Genomic DNA, 24,698 nt, shown 5'->3' with positions numbered 1-24,698 from the left:
GCTGGGCGGGTGAACCGACCCGAGATCCACGTCGAATTCGCCACCGCGCTGCGCCTGTTCGTCCCGCACGGCCGGCGCGCCGGCGCCACCGCGCTCACCACGGACGGCGTATCGACGCTGGGCCACGTCGTGGAGTCCCTCGGCGTCCCGCTCACCGAGGTCGGCGCGCTCGTCGTGGACGGCCGCGAGGTGCCGCCCGCCCACGTCCCCGCGGACGGCGAGCGGATCATCGTCCGCGCGGTCGGCCGCCCGCAGCGCGTCCCGGGCGCCCCGCTGTGCTTCCTCCTCGACGTCCACCTGGGCACGCTCGCCCGCCGGCTGCGCCTGCTCGGCGTGGACACGGCCTACGAGTCCACCGACATCGGCGACCCGGCCCTCGCCGCCCGCTCGGCCGCCGAGCGGCGCGTCATGCTCAGCCGGGACCGCGGCCTGCTGCGCCGCCGGGAGCTGTGGGCCGGCGCCTACGTCTACAGCACCCGCCCCGAGGACCAGCTCCGCGACGTCCTCGACCGGTTCTCGCCCGAGCTGCGCCCCTGGACCAGGTGCACCGCCTGCAACGGCCTGCTGCGGGACGCCGCCAAGGAGGAGGTGGCCGAGCAGCTCAAGGGCGGCACCCAGCGGTCCTACGACGTCTTCGCGCAGTGCCGGGCGTGCGGGAGGGCGTACTGGAAGGGCGCGCACCACGAGCAGCTGGTGGCCATCGTGGAGCGCGCCCTCACCGAGTTCCCGGGCCGGCGCTAGCGCCGGCGCACGTCACCCTTTCCGCAGGCCACGCCGTCCCGGTCGGCGTCGAGGCGCAGCGGGTCGTCCTTGCCGTTGACCTCCAGGCGGCCGTACTCGTGCTGCTGGAGCCAGGTGCAGCGGGCCGCCGTGCCCGTCACCTCCGCCGGGAAGGCGGTCGGCACGCAGACGTTGGCGGAGCCGTAGTGCCGGTCGCACCCGGAGACGGCGGGGCCCACCTTCTGCGCGGCGCGCTTCTTGCCGGGCCCGGTGACCTTGCCGGACAGGTCGTCCGCGAAGTCGTGCACGTGCGCGGACGGTGCCTGGGCCGCGCGCAGCGCCTTCGGGCCGCTCAGGTGCACCCACTCGGCGACCGACGGCACGCCGTTGGCGTCGACCGCGAAGAGCATGTACCAGCCGGGCGGGGCGAGGTCGGGGTTGCTCGTGACGTTGAGGTCGATGGTGTTGCCGTCCACGCTCAGCGGCAGGTCCACGAACCGCTGGTTGGGGTCGGAGGAGTGCGTCACCGCGGCCGGGCGGATCAGCTCGGCCTTCGCGACGGGCCGGTCGACCGTGATGCGCTGGGTGTCGCCGTAGTTCCACTCGGTGTCGATCACCGAGGTGATCGTCGGGCGCGGGCCCCTGAGCAGGTAGGGCGGGGTGTAGACGGACACGTTGTGGTTCCAGGTGCCGTTGCCCGGGTTGTCGCCGGTGGTCATCACCCGGCCGTCGGGCAGCAGGAACGCCGAGGAGTGGTAGCCGCGGGCCTGGGGGTCGGCGGCCACCGGGTCGAACGTGCCGGTGGCCGGGTCGTAGAGCGACGACTCGAAGACCGGGTCGGCGCGGTTGTGCAGGGCGCCGCCGGTCTCCAGCACCTTCCCGTCCGGCAGCAGCACGGCGGAGACGTACATCTTGCCCTGGCCGCCGGTCTGCGGGACGGGCCCGTTGCCGAGGTCGACCGTGCCCTGCGGGATCGGCGGCCCGGCGACGTACGACGGGCTGGGCTGCTTGAGGTCGATGACGTCCGTCAGCCGGTTCGCCTCCGGGTTGGAGTCGATGTTGCCGCCGCCGAGGGTGAGCACCTTCTGGTCCTGCGCCGGAGGCAGCAGCACGCTCGCCGACTGGTCCCGCTCGTCCTTGTTCCGCAGGCCGGGCACCTGGGTGACGGTGTTGGCGCCGTAGTCGTAGATCGCCGAGCCGGTGCCGGGGATGTTGTTGCCGAAGACATGGCTGCCGGAGTAGAAGAGGCGGCCGTCCTGCATCAGGATCATCGACGGGTACAGGCCCCAGTAGGACCAGGTCTGGTGGACCTTCCACAGCGGCTGCCACCGCTGCTCGTCCGCGGACCACAGCTCGGCGGTCACCGAACCGGTGGAGTCCTCCTTCAGCCCGCCGAAGGAGAGCACGTCACCGTTGCCGAGGACGGTCGCCGACGGGTACCAGTGCCCGTCGTTCATGTCGTTGGTCCTCACGTACGTCTCGGTCGCCGGGTCGAAGACGTACGAGTCCTTGTACCCCTGGTAGCCGATCGTGCCGTCCGCCGACGGGTAGCCCTTGTTGCCGCTCATGATCAGCACGCGTCCGTCGGACAGCTGCACGTGACCGGCGCAGAACATGTCGTCCGGCGTGGGGATCACCTGGTAGCCGCCGTTTCGCGGGTCGTAGACGGCGGAGGTGAACGTGCCCGCCTCGAACATCGAGGGGTCGTTGCCGGAGCCCGCGATCAGCAGCACCTTGCCGTTGTGCAGCACCACGGAGTGCATCGAGCGCACCGGGTTCTGCGCGGGCAGCACGTCCCACCTGCCGTTGGCGCACTCCTGCGCCGTGCCCGTGCACTGCGGCTGCGGGGCCGGGTCGGCGACCTGCTCCATCGTGTAGTCGTCGGTGGTGGCGGAGCCGGTGCCGTAGACGGAGACGCCCCAGGAGATCCGGTCGGTGCCGGCCGGGACCTCGGGGGTGCGCACCGTGGCCTCGGTCCAGGCGCCCGCCGTCTGAAGCGTCTTGAGGTCGGTCCAGTACTGCCAGCCGGCGGTGGCGTCGTGCCGGAACAGGGTGACGTTGGCGTCCGGCGTGGTCGTCTTGTACCACAGACCCAGGTCGTACTGCCTGCCCGGCGTGACGACCGGGGCGCAGGTGGCGGACTCGGTGATCAGGGCCTTGCGGTCGCCCTCCAGGCGGCGGGTGAGCGTGACCTTCATGGCCTTGCCGCCGGAGTGCGCGTCGGTGACCGTCTCATAGGCGAAGTCGTTGTCGCCCCAGCCGGACTTCGACCAGCAGTACGGCATGTCGCCGGTGCCGGCCGTCTCGAAGCCGGGGTTCTTGATCAGGTTGGCGGCGGAGGCGGGCTGCGGCGCGGTCAGGAGCAGACCGCCGGTCAGGCCCGCCACGGCCAGGAGCGCGGTCCTTCTTCGGTGCTTGTTCACGCGGCTCTCCTTGCCTGGCGGCTGCCGCCCGGTTGCCTGCGCGGCAGGTAGACCAGCGCTTCGGTACCGGCGAAGCGCAGGACGAACGTCGTCACCAGCGCGAGCGCGGTGGCGGGCAGCGCGGCCATCGCGAACACGCCGACCAGCAGCGCGATCAGCGGGATGCGCAGCAGCAGGTCGGCGTTGGCGAGCAGCGCGAACCGGCCCAGCCGGTCCCACCAGGCGCGCTCCCCGCGCCGGTCGCGGAACAGCAGCCGCTCGATGAGCAGGAAGTTCCAGGCGACGCCGAGCTGGTTGGCGAGGATCTCGGCGGGGAGGTAGTGCATGCCGAGGCCGGTCAGGGTCCACAGGCCGAGCAGGTTGGGCAGGAAGCCGGTCACCCCGATCAGCCCGAAGACGATCATGCGGGCCATCGGTGCGGCGGTGCGCAGCCCGGCCAGGTGGCGCAGGAAGCGGAAGCCCTCCTGCGCGGTCGACTTGGACTCCCCGGCGAACCGGTCCTGGAAGACGAACGGGACTTCGGTGACCTCGCGCGGACGGCTGCGCACGGCGAGTTCGAGGAGGATCTTGTAGCCGAGCGGCTGGAGGACCTCGGCGGTGACCGCGCTGCGGCGGATGGCGAAGAAGCCGCTCATCGGGTCGCTGATGCCGTGCAGCCGGCGCGGGAACAGCGACTTGGTCAGCCAGGTCGCGCCGCGCGAGACGGCGACGCGGTAGCTGCCGGCCAGTCCGGCTCGGCTGCCGCCCTTGGTGTAGCGGGAGGCGACGACCAGCCCGGCGTTCGCCCGCTCCCCCGTGGCGACCAGCTCCGGCACCAGCGACGGCGGGTGCTGGCAGTCGCCGTCCATGACGACGATCCAGTCCGACCCGGCCGCCTTCATGCCCTCGACGACCGCGCCGCCGAGCCCGCCGACGGGCTCCTCGCGGTGCAGCACGGTCACCGGGAAGGGGCAGTCCTGGGCGGCCCGCCGGATCGCCTGCGGGGTGTCGTCGGTGGAGTCGTCGACGAAGACGACCTCGCAGGGCAGCCGGGAGGGCACCGACTCGGTGATCTGGTGCAGCAGCTGACGGACGTTGGCGGACTCGTTGAAGGTCGGTACGACGATGGTGACGGCGCCCGGCTCGGGCACCTCGGCGGCGTACACCGCCGGATCGCCCAGCTCGCCGGGGACCACGGACTCCTGGCTCATCGGCTGACTCCCGTCCCGGCGCGGTCGATCCGCCGGATCTCGATCCGCTCCTGTCCGGCGCCGAACACGGCGACCGGCGTCGAGTGCTCCATCGCGGCCCTGACGTTCGGCAGGTCGGCCGCGTCCCGTCGTACCGTCGGCGAGGCCACCACGTAGTCGAGGTCCCGCCAGCCGTTCGGCATGGTCTTCGTCACGGCCGGGTCGAGGTCGGCCTTGTAGAACCAGATGACGCCGAGCCCGGGTGCGAAGCCCTGGTGCACGAGGTCCAGCCACAGGGCGTCGTCGACCAGCACCCGGGTGTCCCGCGGTCGCTCCACCTCGGCGTCCAGCCATGCGGCGGCGGCCCGGTAGGGGGCGTTGGCGTCGGCGGTCATGGCGGTGCGGTCGCCGTCGTACCAGCGCGGTACCACGTAGGCGCCCGCGGCGAGCGCGAGGACGGCGGCGAGCGCGTACCGCCCGCCGCTCAGGACCCTGCCCTCGCCCGCCCGGCGCCGGCGGCGCAGCACGGCGTGGGCGACCGAGGCCGTGCCCCCGGCGAGCACCAGGGCGAGGAACGGCAGCGCCTGGATGATGTACATGGCGGGCAGGTAGCCCGGCCGCAGCGCCATCCCGGCGAGGATCGCCACGGCGAGCGCCGGCCCGGCGAGCGCCCGCGCGGTCACCGACCAGCGCCAGGTGAGCACCAGCAGCAGCGCGCCGGCGAGTCCGCCCAGCGGCAGCACCCGGTCGTAGTACAGCCAGGACTGGAGCACGCCGTAGGAGCCGGTGCCGGGTTCGAGGACGGAGCCGGAGCCGGGGCGGCTCATCTGGTAGACGATGCCGTCCCACAGCGACACGTGCCCGCTGCCCGGCAGCAACTCGCCCTTCAGCAGCGCGAAGAGCGGGTACGAGACGCCCAGCAGCGCACAGGCGGTGACCGCGCCGGTGAGGGCGAACTTGCGGGTGTCGCGGTGGCTGTGCCGCCACATGGTCACCAGCACGGCCGGCAGCACCAGCAGCATCGTCTCCTTGGTGAGCACCGCGGCCGCGGCCGCCATGCCCGCCCCGAAGTGGTGCCACAGGTGACGGCTCGGGGAGGCGGCGAGGGTGAACGCGAGCAGCGTCCACATCACCGCGATGTTGTCCAGGAAGATCTCGCGCTGGAGGACCACCGACAGCGGGGAGAGCCCGAACAGCGCCATGGCGAGCCCGGCCGCCCAGCGGGGCAGCGACAGCCGGCGCGCCAGGACGTACACGAGGACCGCGCTGACCGCGCTGACCAGCAGCATCATGGCCCGCATCGAGCCGACGGTCATCGACTCGGGTGCGAGGTGGGCGGGGATCCAGGTCAGCAGGGCGAGCTGGATCCAGCCGAGCGGCGGGTGGTCGTACCAGTACGTGTAGTGGGCCAGGCCCCGGCCCTCCTGCACCGCCCAGGCCTGGGCGAGGTAGGTGCCCTCGTCGTCGCTGAGGGAGGGGTAGTCGGCGATGTTCCAGCCCTGCACGACGAGGACCGCCACGAGCAGCAGGCCGCACAGGACGAGGTCGGGGCGGGAGGAACGGAGTCTCTTGGGCGGCTTCGTCTGGTTCGCCGGGCTGGTTCTGGGCGCAACTGTCCGCTGCGCGGGGACCTCGACTCCGGTCGCCGCGGGAAGTGTGGAGGTCACGCAGGAACGTCCTCTCGGTCCACGTGCGCGAGATGTGCGCCGACGTGGCTGGTCAGCTCCCAGTCGTTGCGGCCGCGCTGCTCGCGCCAGACGGCGCGGACCGCGGCCCCGGCCAGGAGCACCTGGTAGAAGGGCCCGCCGACGATCAGCTTGAGATAGTGCACCAGGCGGACCCGCAGTCCGTACTGCTTGCCGAAGTCGTGCAGTCCGACCACCTCGAAGACGAAGGTCACGAGGGCGGTCACGGCCGGCAGGAAGGTGATGAAGGCGACGCCGACCGGTACGTCGAGGAAGAGCGCGATGGCCACGTTGAGCGGGATGACGACGCCGGAGACCGCCTGGAGGTAGGGCGTCATCAGGGTGTAGCGGGCGAGCAGCCGCTGGCGGAAGCCGGGCAGCTGCTTCCAGTCCCGCTTGCGGTAGACCTGGAGGAAGCCCTGGTTCCAGCGGGTGCGCTGCTTGAGCAGGGACATCAGGGTGCCCGGGGTCTCCTCGCGGGTGACCATGTCGGAGTCGTAGGCGACGACGACCTTCTTGCCGACGCTGGACAGGCGCACGCCCAGGTCGCAGTCCTCGGCGAGGCAGTCCGGGTCCCAGCCGCCGGCCTCGCGCAGCACCCCGGTGCGGACGAAGACGGTGTTGCCGCCGAGCGGGATGAACCCCTTCTGCGCGTGCAGGTGCAGCCGGGAGCGGAACCAGAAGAAGTACTCCAGGCAGTTGCGCAGGCTGTACCAGCTGGAGTGGAAGTTGATCAGCTGCACGCCGCCCTGGACGACGTCCGCGCCGGTGGCGCGGAAGGCGTGGTCGACGTGCGCGAGCAGTTCCGGGTGCACCTGGTCCTCGGCGTCGAAGACCCCGACGACGTCGCCGCGGCAGTGCGGCAGCGCCGTGTTCATGGCCTTCGGCTTGTTCTTCTTCTCGTGGGTGTCGACCACGACCCGCACGCGCGGGTCCCGGGCCTCCGCCCGCCGGGCCACCTCGGTGGTCTCCGGGTCGTCGTGCCCGACGATGACGACGATCTCGAAGTCGGTGTGCGTGGACTCCAGCAGCCGCTGGATGGTGTGGTCCAGCACGGCCTGCTCGTGCCGCGCCGGCAGCAGCAGCGAGAACGACAGGTGCTCCGCGCCGTCCGGCCGGCTGAAGCGGGTGGAGGCCAGCACCTCGGGCGTGCGCCACGCGTGCATCTGCCACCACAGAGTGAAAGCCGCCATCCAGAACAGAGCGAACGAGACGACGGCTATGAAGACAGACGTCAGCAAAAGATCCCCCCAGATCTTTGAAATCCCCCCAGCCGCGGCGGAGTTGCACGCCCGCCTCGGCACTGTGGAGAGAGTAGGGGGGAACGGTGAAGCGCGGTAGCTGTTCCGATAAATAGTTTGTTTCGCGACGGTCCGGGGTCTAGCAGGATGTGGGGGGACGTGTCCGAACACATGCGTAATTGCGCACCGACGTTCGACTTGTGATCAGGTGTTCAGCGCCGCGCGCAGCCGCTCCGGATCGGTCGTCGGGGCGTCGCAGGTGAAGTTGCGGCAGACGTACGCCGTCGGTTCACCGCCGCTCAGCGGACGGTCGGCGAGCAGCGGGAACTCGTCGCTGCCCGGGACGCCGTACGCGACCACCGCGCCCGGCGCGGTGCCCAGCAGCGCCGTGCGGTGCAGGGACCTCGCCGCCGCGTCGTCGAGCGCGGGCCCCACCACCGCGACCTCGCGCGGCCCGTCCAGCCGGGCCTCGGCGACCGCCAGACCCCAGCCGATGAACCGCGGCACCCGCGGCCCGAGCGTCTTCACCACGCCCAGCGCCCGTTCGGCGGCGGTGCGGTGGGGCTCGGCACCGGTCTGGGCGGCATAGCCGAGCAGGGCGCCCGCGGCGGCGGTCCAGCCGGACGGGGCGGCGTTGTCGGTCGGGTCCTGCGGGCGGCGGATCAGCTGCTCGGCGTCGGCGGCGGTGTCGAACAGCGCGCCCGTCCGCTCGTCCGTGAACCGGACCAGGACGTGGTCCAGCAGCAGCCCGGCGAACTCCAGCCAGACGCCCTCGCCGGTCACGGACGCCAGCGCGAGGAAGCCCTCGGCCACGTCGGCGTAGTCCTCCAGGACGCCCGCGTTGCCGCCGACCCGGCCGTCCCTGCTGGTCCGGGCGAGCCGGGCGTGGTCGTCGAGGTGGACGCGGACGAGCAGGTCGGCGGCGGCGACGGCGGCCTCCACCAGATCGGGGCGGTCGAAGTAGGCGCCGGTCTCGGCCAGCGCGGCGATCGCCAGGCCGTTCCAGGCGGCGACGACCTTGTCGTCCCGGCCGGGCGCGGGCCGCTCGGCGCGCGCCGCGCGCAGCCGCCGCCTGACCGACTCGACCCGCTCCGCGTCGGCCATGTGCTCGCTCAGCGGGAGCTGGAGCACGGAGGCGCCCTCCTCGAAGGTGCCCTCCTCGGTCACGCCGAAGTGCCGGGCGGCGAGTTCGGCGTCGTCGTCGCCGAGGACGTCGCGGAGCTGCGCGGGGGTCCACACGTAGTACGCCCCCTCGACGTGCCGGCCCGTCCCGTCGTCGCTGTCGGCGTCCAGCGCGGAGGCGAAACCGCCCTGTTCGGTGCGGAGTTCGGCGACCATGAAGTCGGCGGTCTCCAGCGCGACCCGCCGGGCCAGCTCCGAGCCGGTGGCCCGCCACAGGTGGGCGTACACCCGGCAGAGCAGGGCGTTGTCGTACAGCATCTTCTCGAAGTGCGGCACCACCCAGTCACGGTCGACGGAGTACCGCGCGAAGCCGCCGCCGAGCTGGTCGTAGATGCCGCCCCGGGCCATCCGCTCGCAGGTGTCGCGGGCCATCTGGAGCGCGCCCTCGGCGCCGGTGCGGGCGTGGTGGCGCAGCAGGAACTCGATGACCATGGACGGCGGGAACTTCGGCGCCCCGCCGAACCCGCCGCGCTGCGGGTCGTACTCCCGGGTCAGCCCGAGCAGCGCCTGCGCCGTCTGCTGCTCGCCGGGCGCCTCGCTGCCGCCGAAGCCGATCTCCCGCTCCGCCAGGTCCCGCGCGATCTTCCCGGCCACGTCGGTGACCTCCGCGCGGCGGGCCCGCCAGGCGTGGCTGACGCCCTCCAGGACCTGCCGGAAGGACGGCATCCCGTGCCGCGGGGCGGGCGGGAAGTAGGTGCCGAAGTAGAAGGGCTCGGCCCCCGGCGTGAGGAACACCGTCATGGGCCAGCCGCCCTGCCCGGTCGCCGCCTGCACCGCCTCCATGTAGACGGCGTCCACGTCGGGGCGCTCCTCGCGGTCGACCTTCACGTTGACGAAGTGCTCGTTGAGGTAGTCGGCGGTGGCCTGGTCCTCGAACGACTCGTGCGCCATGACGTGGCACCAGTGGCAGCTGCTGTAGCCGACGCTGAGCAGGACCGGTTTGTCACTCCCGCGCGCCTCCTCGAACGCCTCCCGCGACCAGGGCCACCAGTCGACGGGGTTGTCGGCGTGCTGGAGCAGGTACGGGGACGTCTCGTGAGCCAGTCGGTTCGGCATACCCCCATCCTGCCCGACGGGGAGGCGGGCCGCCGGGACGACCGGCCGGACCGCGTGATCGCCGCCCTCTCGCCATCGCGGTGGTCGACGCGGGCAACGCCCGTGCGGCGGCGGCGCTGGCGCCGTGCGACGAGGCGGCCGGCCTGTTCGCCTCGTACGGCGACCGGCGCGGCGAGGACTGGGCCCGCTTCCTGCGCGGCACGCTGCTGCCGTACGCCGCTCCGGGCGGCGTCGAGGTCGGCACGGCGGTGGCCCAGGAGAGCCGGCGCAGCTGTCCCGCGCCGGCCGTCCGGCCCGCGACGAGAAGCTGGACGACTACCTGGAGGCCTCCCAGCTGCTGCTGGAACGCGGCGTGGAACTGGAGGCCGGCTGGCAGGCCTGGCGCCTGGGCATGGTCCCCAGCCGCCGCGCCCGGGAGATCATGGGCGTACCGATCCCACCGACACCCTGGCCCCGGGGGACCGTCCGGGGGCGACCGGCTGGACGGGGTCGGCGGGGACCACCCCGGGCCGGGGCGGGGACCGCCCCGGGCCGCGCAGGCACCGCCCCGGCGGGGGACCGCGCAGGCACCGCCCCGGGGGCGCAAGGGCCGGGGCGGCAAGGGGCCGCCCCGAGGGCCGCCGGGGCCGGGGCCGCAAAGGACCGCTCCGGGCGCCGGTACCGGGGCCGCAAAGGACCGCTCCGGGGGCAGAGGCGGGCCGAGCGTCCCTCGGGCGGGCGCGGGGCGCGGGACCACCCCGAGCAGAGGCGCGCCAAGCATCCCTCGGACAGAGACACCTCACGGGACCACCCCGAGCAGAGGCGCGCCAAGCATCCCTCGGACAAAGACGCCTCACGGGACCACCCCGAGCAGAGGCGCGCCAAGCATCCCTCGGACAAAGACGCCTCACGGGACCACCCCGAGCAGAGGCGCGCCGAGGTGCCGCCCGCAGAAGCCGCCCGGGAGGCCGCCGACCGCGCACAGCGTCGTGGGACCACCCTCGGCGGGAGCGGGCCCGGGTGCCGCCCCGGCCAGGCCCGGCGAGAAGCCGCGGTCGGGACAGGCCGCGGAGTCACTCCGGACGGCATGGGCCAGGGAGCCGCCCCGGCAGGAGCCGGCCGACAGGCCGCCCCCCCCCGGGGCGGAGGCGAGCCGACCGGCCGCCCCGGCCAGGCCCGGCGAGAAGCCGCGGTCGGGACAGGCCGCGGAGTCACTCCGGACGGCATGGGCCAGGGAGCCGCCCCGGGCGCGACAGGCGAGGACCCGTCCCGGCGGGGCAGCCGGGTGGCTGGCTCCGCCGGGGACGGCTCGTTCAGCCGCGGGCCGGCCTGCCCGGGTCGCTCGCGGGGGCCGCCGGGTCCGGGGCCTCCCTGAAGTCGACCCGGCCCATGTGCCGGTTCATCGACTTCATCAGGCCCCAGACGGCCAGGGCCATCACCGCGAAGACGATGAAGCCGAGGACGCCGGGGGTCACCTTGTCCTCATCGACCTCCTTGGCGAGGGTGACGAGGTGGGTCATTGCCAGGCTCGCGCTTGCGCTCATGTCAGGCATTGTCCCGGATGCCCGCGAAGAGGTCGTCCTCGGGGAGGGAGGTGTCCACGAGGGACTTCGCGAGCTCGTACTCCTCCGTGGGCCAGACCTCCTTCTGCAACTCCATCGGCACCCGGAACCAGCCCCCGTCGGGGTCGATCTGCGTGGCGTGCGCGATCAGCGCCTTGTCGCGGATCTCGAAGAAGTCGGCGCACGGGACGTGCGTGGTGAGCGTGCGGTCCTTGTGGCCGGAGTCGTCCCAGCGCTTGAGCCACTCCCCGTAGGGCGACTCCAGACCGCGGTCGAGCATCGCCTGGTGCAGTGCCTCGGTGCGCGGCCGGTTGAAGCCCTGGTTGTAGTACACCTTCAGCGGCTGGTACGCCGGGCCGTACTCCGCCTCCGGGTACTTCTCGGTGTCCGCCGCCCCCTCGAACGCCACCATCGTGATCTTGTGGGTCATGATGTGGTCGGGGTGCGGGTAGCCGCCGTTCTCGTCGTAGGTGGTGATCACCTGGGGGCGGAAGGAACGGATCTTGCGCACCAGCTCGCCGGCCGCCTTGTCCACGTCCTCCAGGGCGAAGCAGCCCTCCGGCAGCGGCGGCAGCGGGTCGCCCTCGGGCAGGCCGGAGTCGACGAAGCCGAGCCACTCCTGCTCGACGCCGAGGATCTCGCGCGCCTCGTCCATCTCACGCCTGCGCACCTCGTGAATGTGCTCCTCGATGTACGAGTCGCCCTGGAGCTTGGGGTTGAGGATGGAGCCGCGCTCCCCGCCCGTGCAGGTCACGACCAGCACGTCCACCCCCTCGGACACGTACTTCGCCATGGTGGCCGCGCCCTTGCTCGACTCGTCGTCGGGGTGCGCGTGGACGGCCATCAGTCGCAGCTGGTCAGTCAAGACTCAATCCTCGTTTGGTCGGCGCCCGGTGTGACCGGGTGCGAACGGCGGCTTCTATAGTGACCGAATCGGGGGGCGATTAATTCCGGGCACGGCCCGGAAGCCCCTACGGGACCCCCGTCCCGCCCCGGCCGAGAGGACGATCATGAGCACGGTGAGCACGCGACTCCCCGAGGGCCGTTACGGCCGCTCCTCGGACGAGCGCGCCGACCGCACCCTCAGGACCCTCGGCACGGTCCTCGGCGTGCTGTTCCTCGCCGTGATCGGCTTCTTCGCCTATCACTACATCGCCCAGAACAAGATCAGCGCCGAAGTGATCAGTTTCGAGCTCTCCGACGACGCGGTGCGGGTCACACTGGCGGTGGAGAAGGACGCGGGCACCTCCGGCTACTGCACGATCCGCTCGCAGGCGGCCGACGGCGCCGAGGTCGGCCGGGCGGACTACCGCTTCGGCGGAGACGCCACCCGGGTCACCGAGGTCGTCACGCTGCGCACCACGGCGCCGGGCTCCACGGCGGAGCTGCTGGGCTGCCACGCCGACTGATCTCACCCGTCAGACGTAGGCACTGACCTGCATTGACGTGATTTGGGCACTAATGTCCTCCCCTTTTCGCCACTGAATTGTTAGGCTCGTGGTTTCGCCCACTCATGGAGGACCATTCTTCTGGGTAGGGCGATGCTTTGTATTCCCAGTACCGACGAGGAGCACCTGTGACCCAGACCAGCGAGAACGTCACCTGGCTGACCCAGGAGGCGTACAACAAGCTCAAGGACGAGCTTGAGTACCTTACTGGTCCTGCGCGCACGGAGATCGCCGCCAAGATCGCGGCTGCGCGCGAGGAGGGCGACCTGCGCGAGAACGGCGGGTACCACGCGGCCAAGGAGGAGCAGGGCAAGCAGGAGCTTCGTGTGCGCCAGCTGACCCAGCTGCTGGAGAACGCCAAGGTCGGCGAGGCGCCGACCTCGACGGACGGTGCCGTGGCACCCGGCATGGTCGTGACGATCGCCTTCGACGGTGACGAGGACGACACGCTGACGTTCCTGCTCGCCTCGCGCGAGTACGCGAGCGCCGACATCGAGACCTACTCGCCGCAGTCCCCCCTGGGGGCCGGCGTGATCGGGCACAAGGTCGGCGAGGACGCGGAGTACGAGCTGCCGAACGGCAAGAAGGCCTCGGTGAAGATCCTGAAGGCCGAGCCGTACAGCGGCTGACCCCGCGCGCCCCGTTCCCGGCCGGGCCCCCGGCGTCCGCACGACGCAGGGGGCCTCGTCATGCTCAGGTCAGCCCGGCGCGGCCGGCAGGGCGCCGGCCTGCGTCCCGCCTTGTGCTCGCCCTCACGGCCGCGCTCGCGGCCGGCCTCCGCGGCGACGCGGAGGCCGGCACCGACGCCCGCTCGGCTGGCGTCAGTGGATCTTCCAGGGCCTGCTGGTCGCCGCCTGTGCAGGGTCATGGCTCTGTACTGGATCTCGACCTCTTGGTCTTCCGCCCCCGAGGTGACTGCCCGGCCGTATTCCCCCTGGCAGAACGCCTCAAGGGCGGAACCCGGCGAAGGAAGCCCTCCCTTCTCGGGAAAGGGCTTCCTCGTCCTTGATGCAGAACGGAACTGATCAGCCGTCCGCCGCCCGGTACTTCCGCACTGCCAGGGTCCGGAAGACCGCGATGATCAGGACCGACCAGATCAGCGAGGCCCAGGCGGGGTGCTGCATCGGCCAGGCGTCGGACTGCACGACGCCGGGGTTCCCGAACAGCTCGCGCGCCGCCTGCACCGTCGCGCTGAACGGGTTCCACTCGGCGATGTGCCGCAGCCAGGGAGTCATCTGGCTGGAGTCCACGAAGGCGTTCGAGATGAACGTGACCGGGAACAGCCAGATGATCCCGCCCGAGGTCGCCGCCTCCGGGGTCCGGACGGACAGTCCGATCAGCGCACCGATCCAGGTGAAGGCGTAGCCCAGGAGCAGCAGCAGGCCGAAGGCGCCCAGGATCTTCCCGGCGTTGGTCGGCTCGGCCGAGCCCGTGCGCCAGCCCACGATCAACGCCACGATCGCGAGGACGAGCACAGTGATGCACGTCTGCACCAGGTCCGCGACGGTACGGCCGGTCAGTACGGCACCGCGAGCCATGGGCAACGACCGGAACCGGTCGACGAGGCCCTTCTGCATGTCGTCCGCGATACCGGCGGCCGATCCGGCGGTGGCGAAGGTGACGGTCTGCGCGAAGATGCCGGCCATCAGGAAGTCCTTGTAGACGTCCGGGTCGGTGGACCCTCCGACGCTCATCGAGCCGCCGAAGACGTACGTGAAGAGGACGACGAACATCACGGGCTGGATGACCCCGAAAAGGATCATCTCAGGAATCCTGGTCATCCGGATCAGGTTCCTGCGGGCGACGACCAGCGAATCGGCGACCATGCTCATGCGGGGCACCCCTTCCCGGCACTCGGGCGCCGACCGGGAGCGCCCAGCGAGTTGACACGAAGTCCGAGCGAGCGAACGGGATTCTGGACCCAGGACATCCGGACCAGGTTGCGCCGGGCGACCACCAGGGAGTCCCGGACGGACTGGCCCGGCGGATGCGGGCGGGCGGCCCGGGGGGCGGCGTCGGTGGCGGCACTCACGTGGCGGACTCCTTCTTGCGCTTGCGGCCCCTGGCGTCGGCGGGCGTGCCGCCGTGGCCGTCCCCGTCCCCGGCCTCGACTGCGGCCGCGTGCCCCGTCAGGGACAGGAACACGTCGTCGAGGGTCGGGCGGCGCAGGCCGATGTCGTCGATCTCTATGCCCCTGGTGTCCAGCTCGCGGATCACCTCGGCCAGGAGCTTGGCACCGCCGGTGACGGGGACGGTCAGCTTGCGGGTGTGCTCCTCGACGGTGGTGTCGCCCTTGCCGAAGCCGGCCAGCACCTCGGCGGCGGACGCCATGTCCTCGCGCTCGTGCACCACGACCTCGACGCGCTCGCCGCCGGTGCGGGCCTTGAGCTGGTCGGAGGTGCCCCGGGCGATCACGCGGCCCTGGTCGACCACCGCGATGTCGTGCGCGAGGTGGTCGGCCTCCTCCAGGTACTGCGTGGTCAGCAGCAGCGTCGTACCGCCGGAGACGAGCTGCTTGATGACCTCCCACAGTTGCTGGCGGTTGCGCGGGTCGAGGCCGGTCGTCGGCTCGTCCATGAACATCACGGGCGGCGAGACCACCAGCGCGGCGGCCAGGTCGAGCCGGCGGCGCATGCCTCCCGAATAGGTCTTGGCGGGCCGGTCGGCGGCGTCCGCGAGGCGGAACTGCTCCAGCAGCTCGCCCGCGCGGGCCTTCGCCGCCTTCGCGCCCATCTGGTAGAGGCGGCCGACCATCTGGAGGTTCTCCCGGCCGGTGAGGTATTCGTCGACGGCGGCGAACTGGCCGGACAGGCCGATGGAGCGCCGTACGTCGTCGGGTCGGTCGAGCACGTCGATGCCCGCGACGACGGCACGGCCGCTGTCGGGGCGTAACAGGGTCGTCAGACAGCGCACCGTCGTCGTCTTGCCCGCGCCGTTGGGCCCGAGCAGGCCGAGGACCGTGCCCTCGGGGACATCGAGGTCGACGCCGTCCAGTGCCCTGACGTCACCGAAGGTCTTGACCAGGCCTTCGGCATAGATGGCGCCTGGCATATGAGTCTCCACGTCGTCGGGGACAGTTCACGAACTGGGGAAGAGCGGGGTGGTCCGAGCAGTGCGGACCACCCGATGGTGCTGCCACGCGAGCCACCATATCGCGATGTATCGCGTCCCTCAACGGTCTTTCCCGAACGGGTGACGAAGAGTCAGCGATCTTGACCCGGCTCCGGCCCGGCACGGGCCTTCGCGGGTCGTCCGCCGCCCGGCGGCTCAGTCGATGACGGTGTAGCCCGCGGTGCGCAGGGCCTCGCCGACCTCGACGCAGTGCGCCGGGCCCTTCGTCTCCAGGTGCAGCTCGACCTCCGCCTCCGCGAGTCCGAGCCGGGGGTCGGTCCGCACATGGCTCACGTCCAGGACGTTGGCGTCGACCGCCGACAACACCCCCAGCAGCGTCGCCAGCGCACCCGGCCGGTCCGTCAGCCGCAGCCGTACGGCCAGGTAGCGGCCCTGGGCCGCCATACCGTGCCGCAACACCCGCTGCATCAGCACCGGATCCACGTTGCCGCCGGACAGCACCGCCACGACCGGACCCTCGAAGGCGTCCGGACCGCTCAGCAGCGCCGCCACCGGACTCGCCCCGGCGGGTTCCACGACCAGCTTGGCCCGCTCCAGGCAGAGCAGCAGCGCGGCGGACAGCTCATCCTCGCTGACCGTGCGCACCTCGTCCACCAGATTTCCGACGATCGCGAACGGCACGTCGCCGGGCCGCCCGACCCTGATGCCGTCGGCCATCGTCGCCGGGTTCCCGATCGACACCGGGCGCCCCGCCGCCAGCGAGGGCGGGTACGCCGCCGAGCCCGCCGCCTGCACGCCGATGATCCGCACGTCGGGCCGCAGCGCCTTGACCGCGACCGCTATACCGGCCGCGAGACCGCCGCCGCCGATGCCGACGACGATCGTGCGCACCTCCGGGCACTGCTCCAGGATCTCCAGGCCGACGGTGCCCTGACCGGCGATGACGTCCGGGTGGTCGAAGGGGTGAATGAAGACGGCGCCGGTCTCGGCCGCGTACTCCTGCGCGGCGGCCAGGGTCTCGTCGACCACCTGCCCGTGCAGGCGCACCTCCGCGCCGTAGTCACGGGTGGCACTGATCTTCGGCAGCGGGGCGCCGTTCGGCATGAACACCGTGGAGCGGACGCCGAGCAGCGAGGAGGCCAGGGCGACGCCCTGCGCGTGGTTGCCGGCGCTCGCGGCGACCACGCCGGCCGCGCGCTCCTCGGGCAGCAGGCCGGCGATCCGGACGTAGGCGCCGCGCAGCTTGAAGGAGCCGGTCCGCTGGAGGTTCTCGCACTTGAGGTGGACCGGGGCACCCACCAGCTGGGTGAGGTATCTGCTGCCCTCCATCGCGGTGACACGTGCGACGCCGCTGAGCATCTTCTGCGCGCCGCGCACGTCGTCGAGGGTGACCGGGGGCAAGGGGTCGGCCTTGCGGTAGTTCATGAGTCGAGTCTCGCAGTTCACACGCCGCGACAGCGGTTGTGACCAACGTCCGGGACCGGTTTCCGCAGCGCCGGTACGACCCGCGTCCCGGCCGCGTACCCTGTCCCCCAACCCAGCACCCAGCATGAAGTGAGCCTCCGGCCATGCCCACAACACCTGACATGTCGATGGACATGACGACCGTCGGTGACACCGGCCTTCTCGACGCGTTGCAGCACGAGATGGCGGTGTTCGCCCGACGTGCCGAACAGACCCGGCTCGGCGGGGTCGGGCAGGTGCGCAACTCCATGGACCGCGCCGCGTACCTGCTGCTCAACCGGCTCGACAAGGAGGGGCCGATGGGCGTCAAGGCGCTCGCCGCGAGCATGGGCATCGACTCGTCGACGGTCACCCGGCAGGTGGCTCCGCTGGTCGACACGGGCCTGGTCAAGCGGACCTCGCACCCCGAGGACGGGCGGGCGGTGGTCCTCCAGCTGTCCCCGCGCGGGTCGGCGCGGCTGGAGGAAGTGCGCTCCTCGCGGCGTCAGTTGATGGCTGAACTGACCCACGACTGGGCGCCGGAGGAGCGCGAGGCGTTCCACACGCTCCTCACCCGCTTGAATCACGCCCTCTCGGCCCGGATGTCGCCCCAGGGCGTGCCGGGGGCGGAGGCGTCGCCGGCTTCCTGACCGCCGCCGGGCACCCGCGCGGGACCGGGGGCACGGGCCTGGCCGGGCCCGGGCAGCCACGTCGTGCGCGGCTCTTGACCGAAAGCGCGCACCTGCCCTCAGATGAGACCGGGTTCGCGGTCGTACGCCGGTGCGCAGCCCGTACCGGGACGCGCCGGTGCGCCGCGAGCCCTCTCCTCAGGTCGGCCTCAGGCGGGAGGCGCGGTGCGAGCACGGCAAGCGTCCCGAGGTGCCCGCCGGGGCCGGGAGTTCGAGGCGTTCGTCGCCGGGGCGGCCGGGCGGCTGCTGCACACCGCCACCCTGCTGACCGCCGAGGCCCCGGACGCCAACCCGCGCGCGCGGCGGCTGCTGACCCGGGCACTGGCCCACACCTACGCCGCCTGGGGACGGCTGCGCGGTGAGGACCCGTACGACCGCACGCGCGCGTACCTCGCCCTGCGCTTCGCGCACCGCGCCCGGCACCGGTACGGCGCCCGGGGCCGGGCCGGGCCGGCCCCGGGCAGCACCCTGGCGCACCTCACCCCGAGGGAGCGCCTGGTCCTGGCCCTGCGGCTGTACGAGGGGGTCGCCGAGGAGCAGACGGCAGCCCTGCTCGGCCTGCCCGCGGACCGCGTCCGCACCCTCTGCGACCGGGCCACGGCGACCCTGCTGCACCCGCCCCGGCCGCGCGCGCCCGAGGCGGCGGGCGCCGAGGCGGCGGGCGCCATGACCAGGAGGCCCCGGTGAGCCGGCCCGGACGGGAGGCCGCCGCACGGCGGATCATGGAGCGGACGCCGCCGCGGGTGCCGCCGGACCTGTGCGCCGACGCGGTCCGCCGCGGCGAGCGCCTGCTGCGGCGCCGGGCGCTCGTCCTGCGCGTGGCCTGGCTGCTGCCGGCCGCGGCGACGGTGGCGTTCACCGTCTGGGCGCTCACCGCGCGCCCGTGGGCGGTGCCGCCGGCGCGGAGGACCCCACCGCTCACCGGCTGGTAGCCGCGGGCCGGGTGCGCTCCGGCAGTCGGCGTCGCCGGGCGGACGGGAACGGCCGGGGAGGACCCGGGTGTCTCTAGCCCAGCGCCTGCTGCAGGTCCTCCAGCAGGTCGTCGACGTTCTCGATGCCCACGGACAGGCGCACCAGGTCGCCGGGGACCTCCAGGGCCGAGCCGGCCACCGAGGCGTGCGTCATCCGGCCCGGGTGCTCGATCAGCGACTCGACCCCGCCCAGCGACTCACCCAGGGTGAACACCTCGGTGCGGTTGCAGACCTCGACGGCCGCCTCCTCGCCGCCCTCGACCCGGAAGGAGATCATGCCGCCGAACGCCCGCATCTGCTTGGCGGCGATCTCGTGACCGGGGTGGTCCGGCAGCCCCGGGTACAGCACGCGCGTCACGCGCGCGTGCCGGGTGAGCATGTCGGCGACCTTCGCGGCGTTCTCGCTGTGCCGGTCCATGCGCACGGAGAGGGTCTTGGTACCGCGCAGCACCAGCCAGGAGTCGAAGGGCCCGGCGACCGCGCCCATCGCGTTCTGGTGGAAGGCCAGCTCCTCGCCCAGACCCTCGTCGGCGGTGACCAGCGCGCCGCCGACGACGTCGGAGTGGCCGCCCATGTACTTGGTGAGGGAGTGCACCACGACGTCCGCGCCGAGCGCCAGCGGCTGCTGGAGGTAGGGCGTGGCGAAGGTGTTGTCGACCACGAGCCGGGCGCCGGCGTCCCGGGCGACCTGGGCGACGGCGGCGATGTCGGTGATGCCGAGCAGCGGGTTGGAGGGGGTCTCCACCCACACGGCCCTCGTCTTCGGGGTGAGGGCGGCCCGTACGGCCGCGGGGTCGCCGGAGTCGGCGACCGACCATTCCACCCCCCAGCGGGCGACGACCTTCGCGAACAGGCGGAACGTGCCGCCGTAGGCGTCGTTGGGGATGACCACGTGGTCGCCGGGACGGAGCAGCGTACGCAACAGGCAGTCCTCGGCCGCCAGTCCGGACGCGAACGCGAGCCCGCGGCGGCCGCCCTCCAGGGCGGCGAGGTTCTCCTCCAGGGCCGTCCTGGTCGGGTTGGCGCTGCGGCTGTACTCGTAGCCGCCGCGCAGGCCGCCCACCCCGTCCTGCTTGTAGGTGGACACCTGGTAGATCGGCGGGACGACCGCTCCGGTGAGGGGGTCGGCCGTGTTGCCCGCGTGGATGGCGAGCGTCTCGAAGTGCTGACTGATGTGCCTGTCGCTCATGGGAACCGAGCGTAGGCGCTCCACCGGGGGTGCCGCAGGGCCCGGGCGGGGTACGGCGGGGCGTTCCCAGGACCGGCGCGGCGTTCCGAGGACCGGCGGGTCGTGTCCGGGACCGGCAGGTCGTTCCCAGGACGGGCAGGTCGTTCGGCGTGCCGTTCCCAGGACCGGCGCGGCGTTCCGAGGACCGGCGGGTCGTGTCCGGGACCGGCAGGTCGTTCCCAGGACGGGCAGGTCGTTCGGCGTGCCGTTCCCAGGACCGGCGGGGCTTCCGGCCGTCCGTCCCGTGCGCCGTGGCCGCCGCGGTTTTCCACAGGCCCGGCGGAGGGGGTTGGCCAATCGTCGGCGGCGTCTGGTTCGCTTGAGGCATGGAAATTCTCTGGGTCCTGATGGGCCTGCTCATGATCGGCTTCGTGCTGGGCCCGTTCGTGATGCGCAGGCGCCGGGGGATAGAGCTGGTCACGCCGGGCCACCCGGACGCCGCCGACCCCGCGCACTACGGCTTCGTGCGGCAGGAGGGGCTGGACATCCGCATGCCCGGCCCCGACCAGGACCTGCTGGACGTGCTGGACCTGGTGCAGCGCACGCAGGACTACCGGGCCGCCGCGCAGCTCCTCGCGGGCACGGAGGCGCAGGGCGAGCTGCGCTGGCAGCGCGTGCAGGCCTTCGCCGGCGCCGCGGCGCTGGAGCTGCAGCAGCGGCCGGGCGGCGTCAGCGAGACGCCGGGCGGCCAGTGGCTGCGGGTGTGGCGGACGGAGGCGCCCAAGGACGCGGGCGGCGCGGCGGTGCACGCCGAGTTCCTGGTGCAGCAGGCGTGGCGGACGGCGACGCCCGGCACGGACGAGTTCCGGATCATCATGGAGGAGGCGAAGGCGGCCTGCGGCGAGGCGGCGCTGCTCGCCCCCGGTGACCCGGTCCCGTACATCGTCGAGCTGTCGGTGGCCCGCGGGCTGGTCTACCCGCGCGCGGAGTTCGAGCAGCTGTGGCTGAGGATCCTGGACCGCGCGCCGAACCACATGGGCGCGCACCTGGCCGCGCTGCACTACTGGTGCGAGAAGTGGCACGGCTCGCGGGAGCTGGCGACCCAGTTCGCGGAGGCCGCGGCGGCCCGCGCGCCGCAGGGCTCGCTGCTGGCGGCGATGCCGCTGTTCGCGGTGTTCGAGCACCTCCCCGAGGTCAACCTGGTCGCCGGCTTCTACCAGAGCGAGGTCGTGACCAAGGCGATCCACGGCGCCCTCCACGCGGTCCACTCGGCCCGCGCCGACGACCCGATGCTGGCGCACGTGCGGCATCTGCTGGTCTTCTTCCTGGTCCGCTCCGAGCGCTGGGCGGAGGCCATGAGCCAGCTGATACACATCGACGGCCATGTGGGCGCCCTGCCCTGGACGCTGTCGCCGGATCCGGCCGCGGAGTTCGCGGTCTACCGGGCGCTGGCGGTGGCGGGCTACGAGGCGAACGGCGGCAGCCCGGCGACGCTGCCGCGCTGAGGTCCCGGCCGGAATGCGGGGCGGTGCCCGGACGTTCACCTGATGCCGCCCCGTGACGACCGGGAAAGCCCCCTTGTAAGCCCGGGAAGAAGGAGCCCCGCCATGCTGTTCGGCCGTACGCCCACCCTGCCCACCCCCGAGCAGGCGCTCAAGGGCCGCCCGGAGCCCGCCTTCACGGTCCCCGACCGCCACACCGTCCTCGGCAACCCGCTGCTCGGCCCCTACCCCGAGGGCCTGGAGACCGCCGACTTCGGTCTCGGCTGCTTCTGGGGCGCCGAGCGCACGTTCTGGCAGCTCCCGGCGGGGGTGTGGACCACCCTCGTCGGCTACCAGGGCGGCCACACCGAGCACCCCACGTACGAGGAGGTCTGCTCGGGCCTGACCGGCCACACGGAGGTCGTGCGCGTGGTGCACGACCCGCGGGTGATCTCCTACGACCGCCTCCTGAAGACCTTCTGGGAGTCCCACGACCCGACGCAGGGCTTCCGCCAGGGCAACGACGTGGGGACGCAGTACCGCTCGGCGGTCTACACCCACAGCGCGGCTCAGGCCGCCACCGCGGAGGCCTCCCGCGCGGCGTACCAGAAGGTCCTGACCGCCTCCGGCTACGGCCGGATCACCACGGAGATCCTCCCGGCCCAGGACCGGCCGTTCTACCCGGCGGAGGGGTACCACCAGCAGTACCTGGACAAGGACCCGGCGGGGTACTGCGGGATCGGCGGGACGGGGGTCAAGCTGAGTGACCCGTTCGAAACGAACTGGGGCGCGTCCTGCCCGACGGGCATCGCTCCGGCGCCGGAGGCCACGGACAAGTAGCCGGTGTGAGCCCGGGTGTCCGAAGAGGGCGGCCGTGGCACCGACACGCGCACGGTGCTGCTGCGCGCCCTCCTTCACAGTGAACGGCGGTCGAAAATCAGTGGCCGCCTGATCCGGCCGACCGCAGGCTGTACGCCATGGAAGAACCGCAACGCGGGATCCGTGCGGCCTATGCCGAGTCCACGATCACCGTCTACCAGGCCTACTCCCCGGAGATCGGCCTGCCCGCCGTCCGCGAGGGCCGTTTCCCCTCCTCGTGGCAGCGGGACAGGATGACCTGGATCAAGCCCTCGTTCCTGTGGATGATGTACCGCTGCGGCTGGGGCGCGAAGGCGGGGCAGGAGACCGTCCTGGCTGTCGAGATCGGTCGTGACGGCTTCGAGTGGGCGCTGCGCCACGCGTGCCTGTCAGGCTACGCCCGCGGAGTACACCCCGACCGAGCCACTTGGCAGCGTCAGTTGAAGCGTGCGCCCGCTCGCGTGCAGTGGGACCCCGAGCGAGACCTGCATCTTCAGCCCCTGCCGTACCGGTCCCTGCAACTCGGTCTCTCCGGTGAGGCCGTACGACGCTACGCGGACGAATGGACGGTCGCCATCCGGGACGTGACCCCACTCGCCCACGAGATACACGCCCTCGTCAGCGGTGGTGACCTGGACTCCGCCGCCCGACTGCTGCCCCAGGAACGCGCATACCCCGTTGGAGACGAGCTTCTTGCCCACCTCCGGGGATGACGGGGAGCACCTGCCGCCCCTGGGTCACATGGCGGCACAGGCTCGGCGGACGGGCGTCTCCTGCCCGATCGGGGTGGCCCGGGCGGAGGGCCGAGCGCCGGGGCGCCACCGTATCCGGTGGTGCCCTTCCGGTGCAGCCAGGCGGGCGGGGAGCCCGCGCTGTGGGAGAGCCCGGCGCTGCTCTACGATCACCTGGCTTCTACAGGAGGGGGACACGCTTCATGCGGAATCGTTTCTACCGGGGCATGGCGACGCTCGCCGGCCTCGCGCTCGCCGGCACGGGGCTGGCCGCGGTGAACGCCGGGCCGGTGGCCGCGAGTTCGTACGACTGCCCGGCGGGCTACTTCTGCGGCTGGACGGGCGAGAACGCCGGCGGCACGATGTGGAAGACCGACAAGAGCGTCGCGGACCTGGGCAGCTGGGACAACAGGATCCGCTCCCACGTCAACCGCACGACGTCGATCGCCTGCGTCTACGAGGACAAGGACTACGTGCCGTGGGGCGGCTACGGTGTCGCGGAACCCGGCCTTCCCGGTGAGTACAGCGGGTACCCGGTCGCGACCACCAGCTCGATCAAGTTCGTCCGTACCGGGCGCGAGTGCGGTCAGCCCGCCTACCCGCGCTGGGTCTCCGAGACCTCCCCGAAGGCGCTGGGCTTCGGGGACCTGAACGGCGACCGCAAGGCCGACGTGGTCACCCGTGACGAGGCCGGACGGCTCTGGTTCACGCCGGGCGACGGCACCGGCCGGCTCATCGGCGCGGGCGGCTGGAACAGCATGGACGCCCTCACCCGGCACGGCGACTTCAGCCGTGACGGCCGGGAGGACCTCCTCGCGCGCGAGCGGGCCACCGGCAAGCTGTGGCTCTACCCCGGCACCGGCACCGGCTCCCTCGGCGCCCGCCGGCTCCTCGGCTCGGGCGGCTGGAACGCCATGCGCCTGATCACCGCCTTCGGCGACCTGACCGGGGACAGCCGGTCCGACCTGATCGCGGTCGAGAAGGCCACGGGCAGGCTGTGGCTCTACCCGGGCACCTCCACCGGCAAGCTGGGCACCCGCAAGCTCATCGGCTCCGGCGGCTGGAACGGCATGAACGCGCTCGTCGCCATGGGTGACGTGACCGGCGACGGCCGTTCCGACCTCTACGCGCGCGAGGCGGCCACCGGCAGGCTGTGGCTCTACCCGGGCACCTCCACCGGCAGGCCGGGCACCCGCGAGCTCATCGGCTCCGGCGGCTGGAACGCCATGGCGGCCTTCGTCTCGGTCGGCGACTTCTCCGGCGACGGGCGGCCCGACCTCGCCACCGTGACCAACGACCGCTATGTGATCGACGGCTACCCGGGCCACCTGGGCTGGCTGGTCACCTACCAGGGCCGGGCCGACGGTTCCCTGGCGCCCGGCCTGCGGGCCGACGGCGAGTGGTGGGGCCTGAACGGGTTCTGCTGAGACTCGTCCGCCGGACGGCGCGTACAGGCCTCGAAGAAGCCCTCGGCCGGCCTGGCCTGCGGCGGCGTCCCGGTGGGCCTGCGGAGTGACCCACCCGACCAGCGGGTGAGGCGGGTCGAGTGCGGCAGAACGGGACACCGACGAGGATTCCGTGCCGGTGAGCTGAGGCTTCGAATCCCTTGTCAACGGCACGGAAGCCCTGTCCCTTGCGGACACCTGCCTCGTCGCCCGATCAGTGGCCACGCTGATGGAGCGCGGCTTCCGGGACGGGTGTCCGTCCCGGGTGACGGGGCCCGGCGATCCGCGGTCGTGCCGTGTGGGTGCGAGTGACCGGAAGCGATGCCGCAGGCAGGCAGCAGCGGGGCCCGAGGGCCCCGGCCGCGTGCCCGCCGG

21 protein-coding genes and 1 pseudogene are annotated in these 24,698 nt (G+C 72.5%); 11 read left to right on the top strand and 11 right to left on the bottom strand.

Going from position 1 to position 24,698, the window contains the following annotated elements; translation table 11 throughout:
- Positions 1-9: 9 nt before the first annotated feature.
- Positions 10-741, top strand: coding sequence for a Mut7-C RNAse domain-containing protein (locus tag ACFF45_RS16120; RefSeq protein WP_381346719.1), 732 nt, complete (start codon positions 10-12; stop codon positions 739-741).
- On the opposite strand, the gene ACFF45_RS16115 is transcribed toward ACFF45_RS16120, so the two are convergent.
- From ACFF45_RS16115 to ACFF45_RS16095, 5 genes are all read right to left on the bottom strand, one after another.
- Positions 738-3,143: a galactose oxidase family protein gene (locus ACFF45_RS16115; protein WP_381346718.1), complete on the bottom strand. Its 2,406-nt coding sequence runs from the start codon at positions 3,141-3,143 to the stop codon at positions 738-740. The genes ACFF45_RS16120 and ACFF45_RS16115 overlap by 4 nt on opposite strands.
- Positions 3,140-4,333, bottom strand: a complete 1,194-nt coding sequence (locus ACFF45_RS16110) for a glycosyltransferase (protein ID WP_381346717.1) — start codon at positions 4,331-4,333, stop codon at positions 3,140-3,142. Before ACFF45_RS16110 ends, ACFF45_RS16115 begins: the two co-directional genes overlap by 4 nt.
- On the bottom strand, positions 4,330-5,979 hold the full coding sequence (locus tag ACFF45_RS16105; protein WP_381346716.1) for an ArnT family glycosyltransferase: 1,650 nt from the start codon (positions 5,977-5,979) through the stop codon (positions 4,330-4,332). The genes ACFF45_RS16110 and ACFF45_RS16105 overlap by 4 nt, the downstream gene beginning before the upstream one ends.
- Positions 5,976-7,238 carry a glycosyltransferase gene (locus tag ACFF45_RS16100; protein ID WP_381346715.1) on the bottom strand — a complete coding sequence of 421 codons (1,263 nt, stop codon included), beginning with the start codon at positions 7,236-7,238 and terminating at the stop codon, positions 5,976-5,978. The genes ACFF45_RS16105 and ACFF45_RS16100 overlap by 4 nt, the downstream gene beginning before the upstream one ends.
- Before the next feature lie 204 nt (positions 7,239-7,442).
- Positions 7,443-9,476 (bottom strand): thioredoxin domain-containing protein, encoded by a 2,034-nt coding sequence (locus tag ACFF45_RS16095; protein WP_381346714.1) that lies wholly within the window; start codon positions 9,474-9,476, stop codon positions 7,443-7,445.
- Positions 9,477-9,544: 68 nt separating this feature from the next.
- Between ACFF45_RS16095 and ACFF45_RS16090 the strand changes: the two are divergent.
- Positions 9,545-9,912: pseudogene (locus ACFF45_RS16090) on the top strand (hypothetical protein); the annotation flags it as partial.
- Positions 9,913-10,768: 856 nt separating this feature from the next.
- On the opposite strand, the gene ACFF45_RS16085 reads toward ACFF45_RS16090, so the two are convergent.
- Both ACFF45_RS16085 and mca read right to left on the bottom strand, forming a co-directional pair.
- On the bottom strand, positions 10,769-11,008 hold the full coding sequence (locus ACFF45_RS16085) for a hypothetical protein (RefSeq protein ID WP_381346713.1): 240 nt from the start codon (positions 11,006-11,008) through the stop codon (positions 10,769-10,771).
- Complete coding sequence (gene mca, locus ACFF45_RS16080; RefSeq protein WP_381346761.1) at positions 11,001-11,861, bottom strand: mycothiol conjugate amidase Mca; 861 nt, start codon at positions 11,859-11,861, stop codon at positions 11,001-11,003. Before mca ends, ACFF45_RS16085 begins: the two co-directional genes overlap by 8 nt.
- 166 nt (positions 11,862-12,027) lie before the next feature.
- Between mca and ACFF45_RS16075 the strand changes: the two genes are divergently transcribed.
- Positions 12,028-12,426, top strand: coding sequence for a DUF4307 domain-containing protein (locus ACFF45_RS16075; protein WP_381346712.1), 399 nt, complete (start codon positions 12,028-12,030; stop codon positions 12,424-12,426).
- Between the two features lie 167 nt (positions 12,427-12,593).
- Positions 12,594-13,094, top strand: a complete 501-nt coding sequence (greA, locus tag ACFF45_RS16070) for a transcription elongation factor GreA (RefSeq protein ID WP_381346711.1) — start codon at positions 12,594-12,596, stop codon at positions 13,092-13,094.
- A 396-nt stretch (positions 13,095-13,490) separates the two neighbouring features.
- On the opposite strand, the gene ACFF45_RS16065 is transcribed toward greA, so the two are convergent.
- The 3 genes from ACFF45_RS16065 to ilvA all read right to left on the bottom strand — a co-directional run bounded on the left by ACFF45_RS16065 (position 13,491) and on the right by ilvA (position 16,962).
- Positions 13,491-14,297, bottom strand: coding sequence for an ABC transporter permease (locus ACFF45_RS16065; RefSeq protein ID WP_381346710.1), 807 nt, complete (start codon positions 14,295-14,297; stop codon positions 13,491-13,493).
- Between the two features lie 196 nt (positions 14,298-14,493).
- Positions 14,494-15,516 carry an ATP-binding cassette domain-containing protein gene (locus tag ACFF45_RS16060; RefSeq protein ID WP_381346709.1) on the bottom strand — a complete coding sequence of 341 codons (1,023 nt, stop codon included), beginning with the start codon at positions 15,514-15,516 and terminating at the stop codon, positions 14,494-14,496.
- 216 nt (positions 15,517-15,732) lie between these two features.
- Complete coding sequence (gene ilvA, locus ACFF45_RS16055; RefSeq protein WP_381346708.1) at positions 15,733-16,962, bottom strand: threonine ammonia-lyase; 1,230 nt, start codon at positions 16,960-16,962, stop codon at positions 15,733-15,735.
- A gap of 161 nt (positions 16,963-17,123) precedes the next feature.
- Between ilvA and ACFF45_RS16050 the strand changes: the two genes are divergently transcribed.
- From ACFF45_RS16050 to ACFF45_RS16040, 3 genes are all read left to right on the top strand, one after another.
- A complete protein-coding gene (locus tag ACFF45_RS16050; protein WP_381346760.1) occupies positions 17,124-17,630 on the top strand; it encodes a MarR family winged helix-turn-helix transcriptional regulator in 507 nt (168 codons plus the stop codon).
- A gap of 204 nt (positions 17,631-17,834) precedes the next feature.
- Complete coding sequence (locus ACFF45_RS16045; protein WP_381346707.1) at positions 17,835-18,356, top strand: sigma factor-like helix-turn-helix DNA-binding protein; 522 nt, start codon at positions 17,835-17,837, stop codon at positions 18,354-18,356.
- Positions 18,353-18,601, top strand: a complete 249-nt coding sequence (locus tag ACFF45_RS16040) for a hypothetical protein (RefSeq protein ID WP_381346706.1) — start codon at positions 18,353-18,355, stop codon at positions 18,599-18,601. The genes ACFF45_RS16045 and ACFF45_RS16040 overlap by 4 nt, the downstream gene beginning before the upstream one ends.
- A gap of 73 nt (positions 18,602-18,674) precedes the next feature.
- Here the strand turns inward: ACFF45_RS16040 and ACFF45_RS16035 are convergent, their stop codons facing one another.
- Positions 18,675-19,829, bottom strand: a complete 1,155-nt coding sequence (locus ACFF45_RS16035) for a cystathionine gamma-synthase (RefSeq protein WP_381346705.1) — start codon at positions 19,827-19,829, stop codon at positions 18,675-18,677.
- Between the two features lie 365 nt (positions 19,830-20,194).
- Between ACFF45_RS16035 and ACFF45_RS16030 the strand changes: the two genes are divergently transcribed.
- The 4 genes from ACFF45_RS16030 to ACFF45_RS16015 all read left to right on the top strand — a co-directional run bounded on the left by ACFF45_RS16030 (position 20,195) and on the right by ACFF45_RS16015 (position 24,305).
- Positions 20,195-21,313 (top strand): hypothetical protein, encoded by a 1,119-nt coding sequence (locus ACFF45_RS16030; protein ID WP_381346704.1) that lies wholly within the window; start codon positions 20,195-20,197, stop codon positions 21,311-21,313.
- 102 nt (positions 21,314-21,415) lie between these two features.
- Positions 21,416-22,129 carry a peptide-methionine (S)-S-oxide reductase MsrA gene (gene msrA, locus ACFF45_RS16025; RefSeq protein WP_381346703.1) on the top strand — a complete coding sequence of 238 codons (714 nt, stop codon included), beginning with the start codon at positions 21,416-21,418 and terminating at the stop codon, positions 22,127-22,129.
- 137 nt (positions 22,130-22,266) lie between these two features.
- Positions 22,267-22,860: a DUF4291 domain-containing protein gene (locus tag ACFF45_RS16020; RefSeq protein WP_381346702.1), complete on the top strand. Its 594-nt coding sequence runs from the start codon at positions 22,267-22,269 to the stop codon at positions 22,858-22,860.
- Positions 22,861-23,081: 221 nt separating this feature from the next.
- Positions 23,082-24,305, top strand: coding sequence for an FG-GAP-like repeat-containing protein (locus ACFF45_RS16015; RefSeq protein WP_381346701.1), 1,224 nt, complete (start codon positions 23,082-23,084; stop codon positions 24,303-24,305).
- Positions 24,306-24,698: the final 393 nt, after the last annotated feature.

This window comes from Streptomyces cinereospinus (assembly GCF_042430725.1).
Lineage (GTDB): Bacteria > Actinomycetota > Actinomycetes > Streptomycetales > Streptomycetaceae > Streptomyces > Streptomyces cinereospinus.
This window is presented reverse-complemented; position numbering and strand designations above follow the sequence as displayed.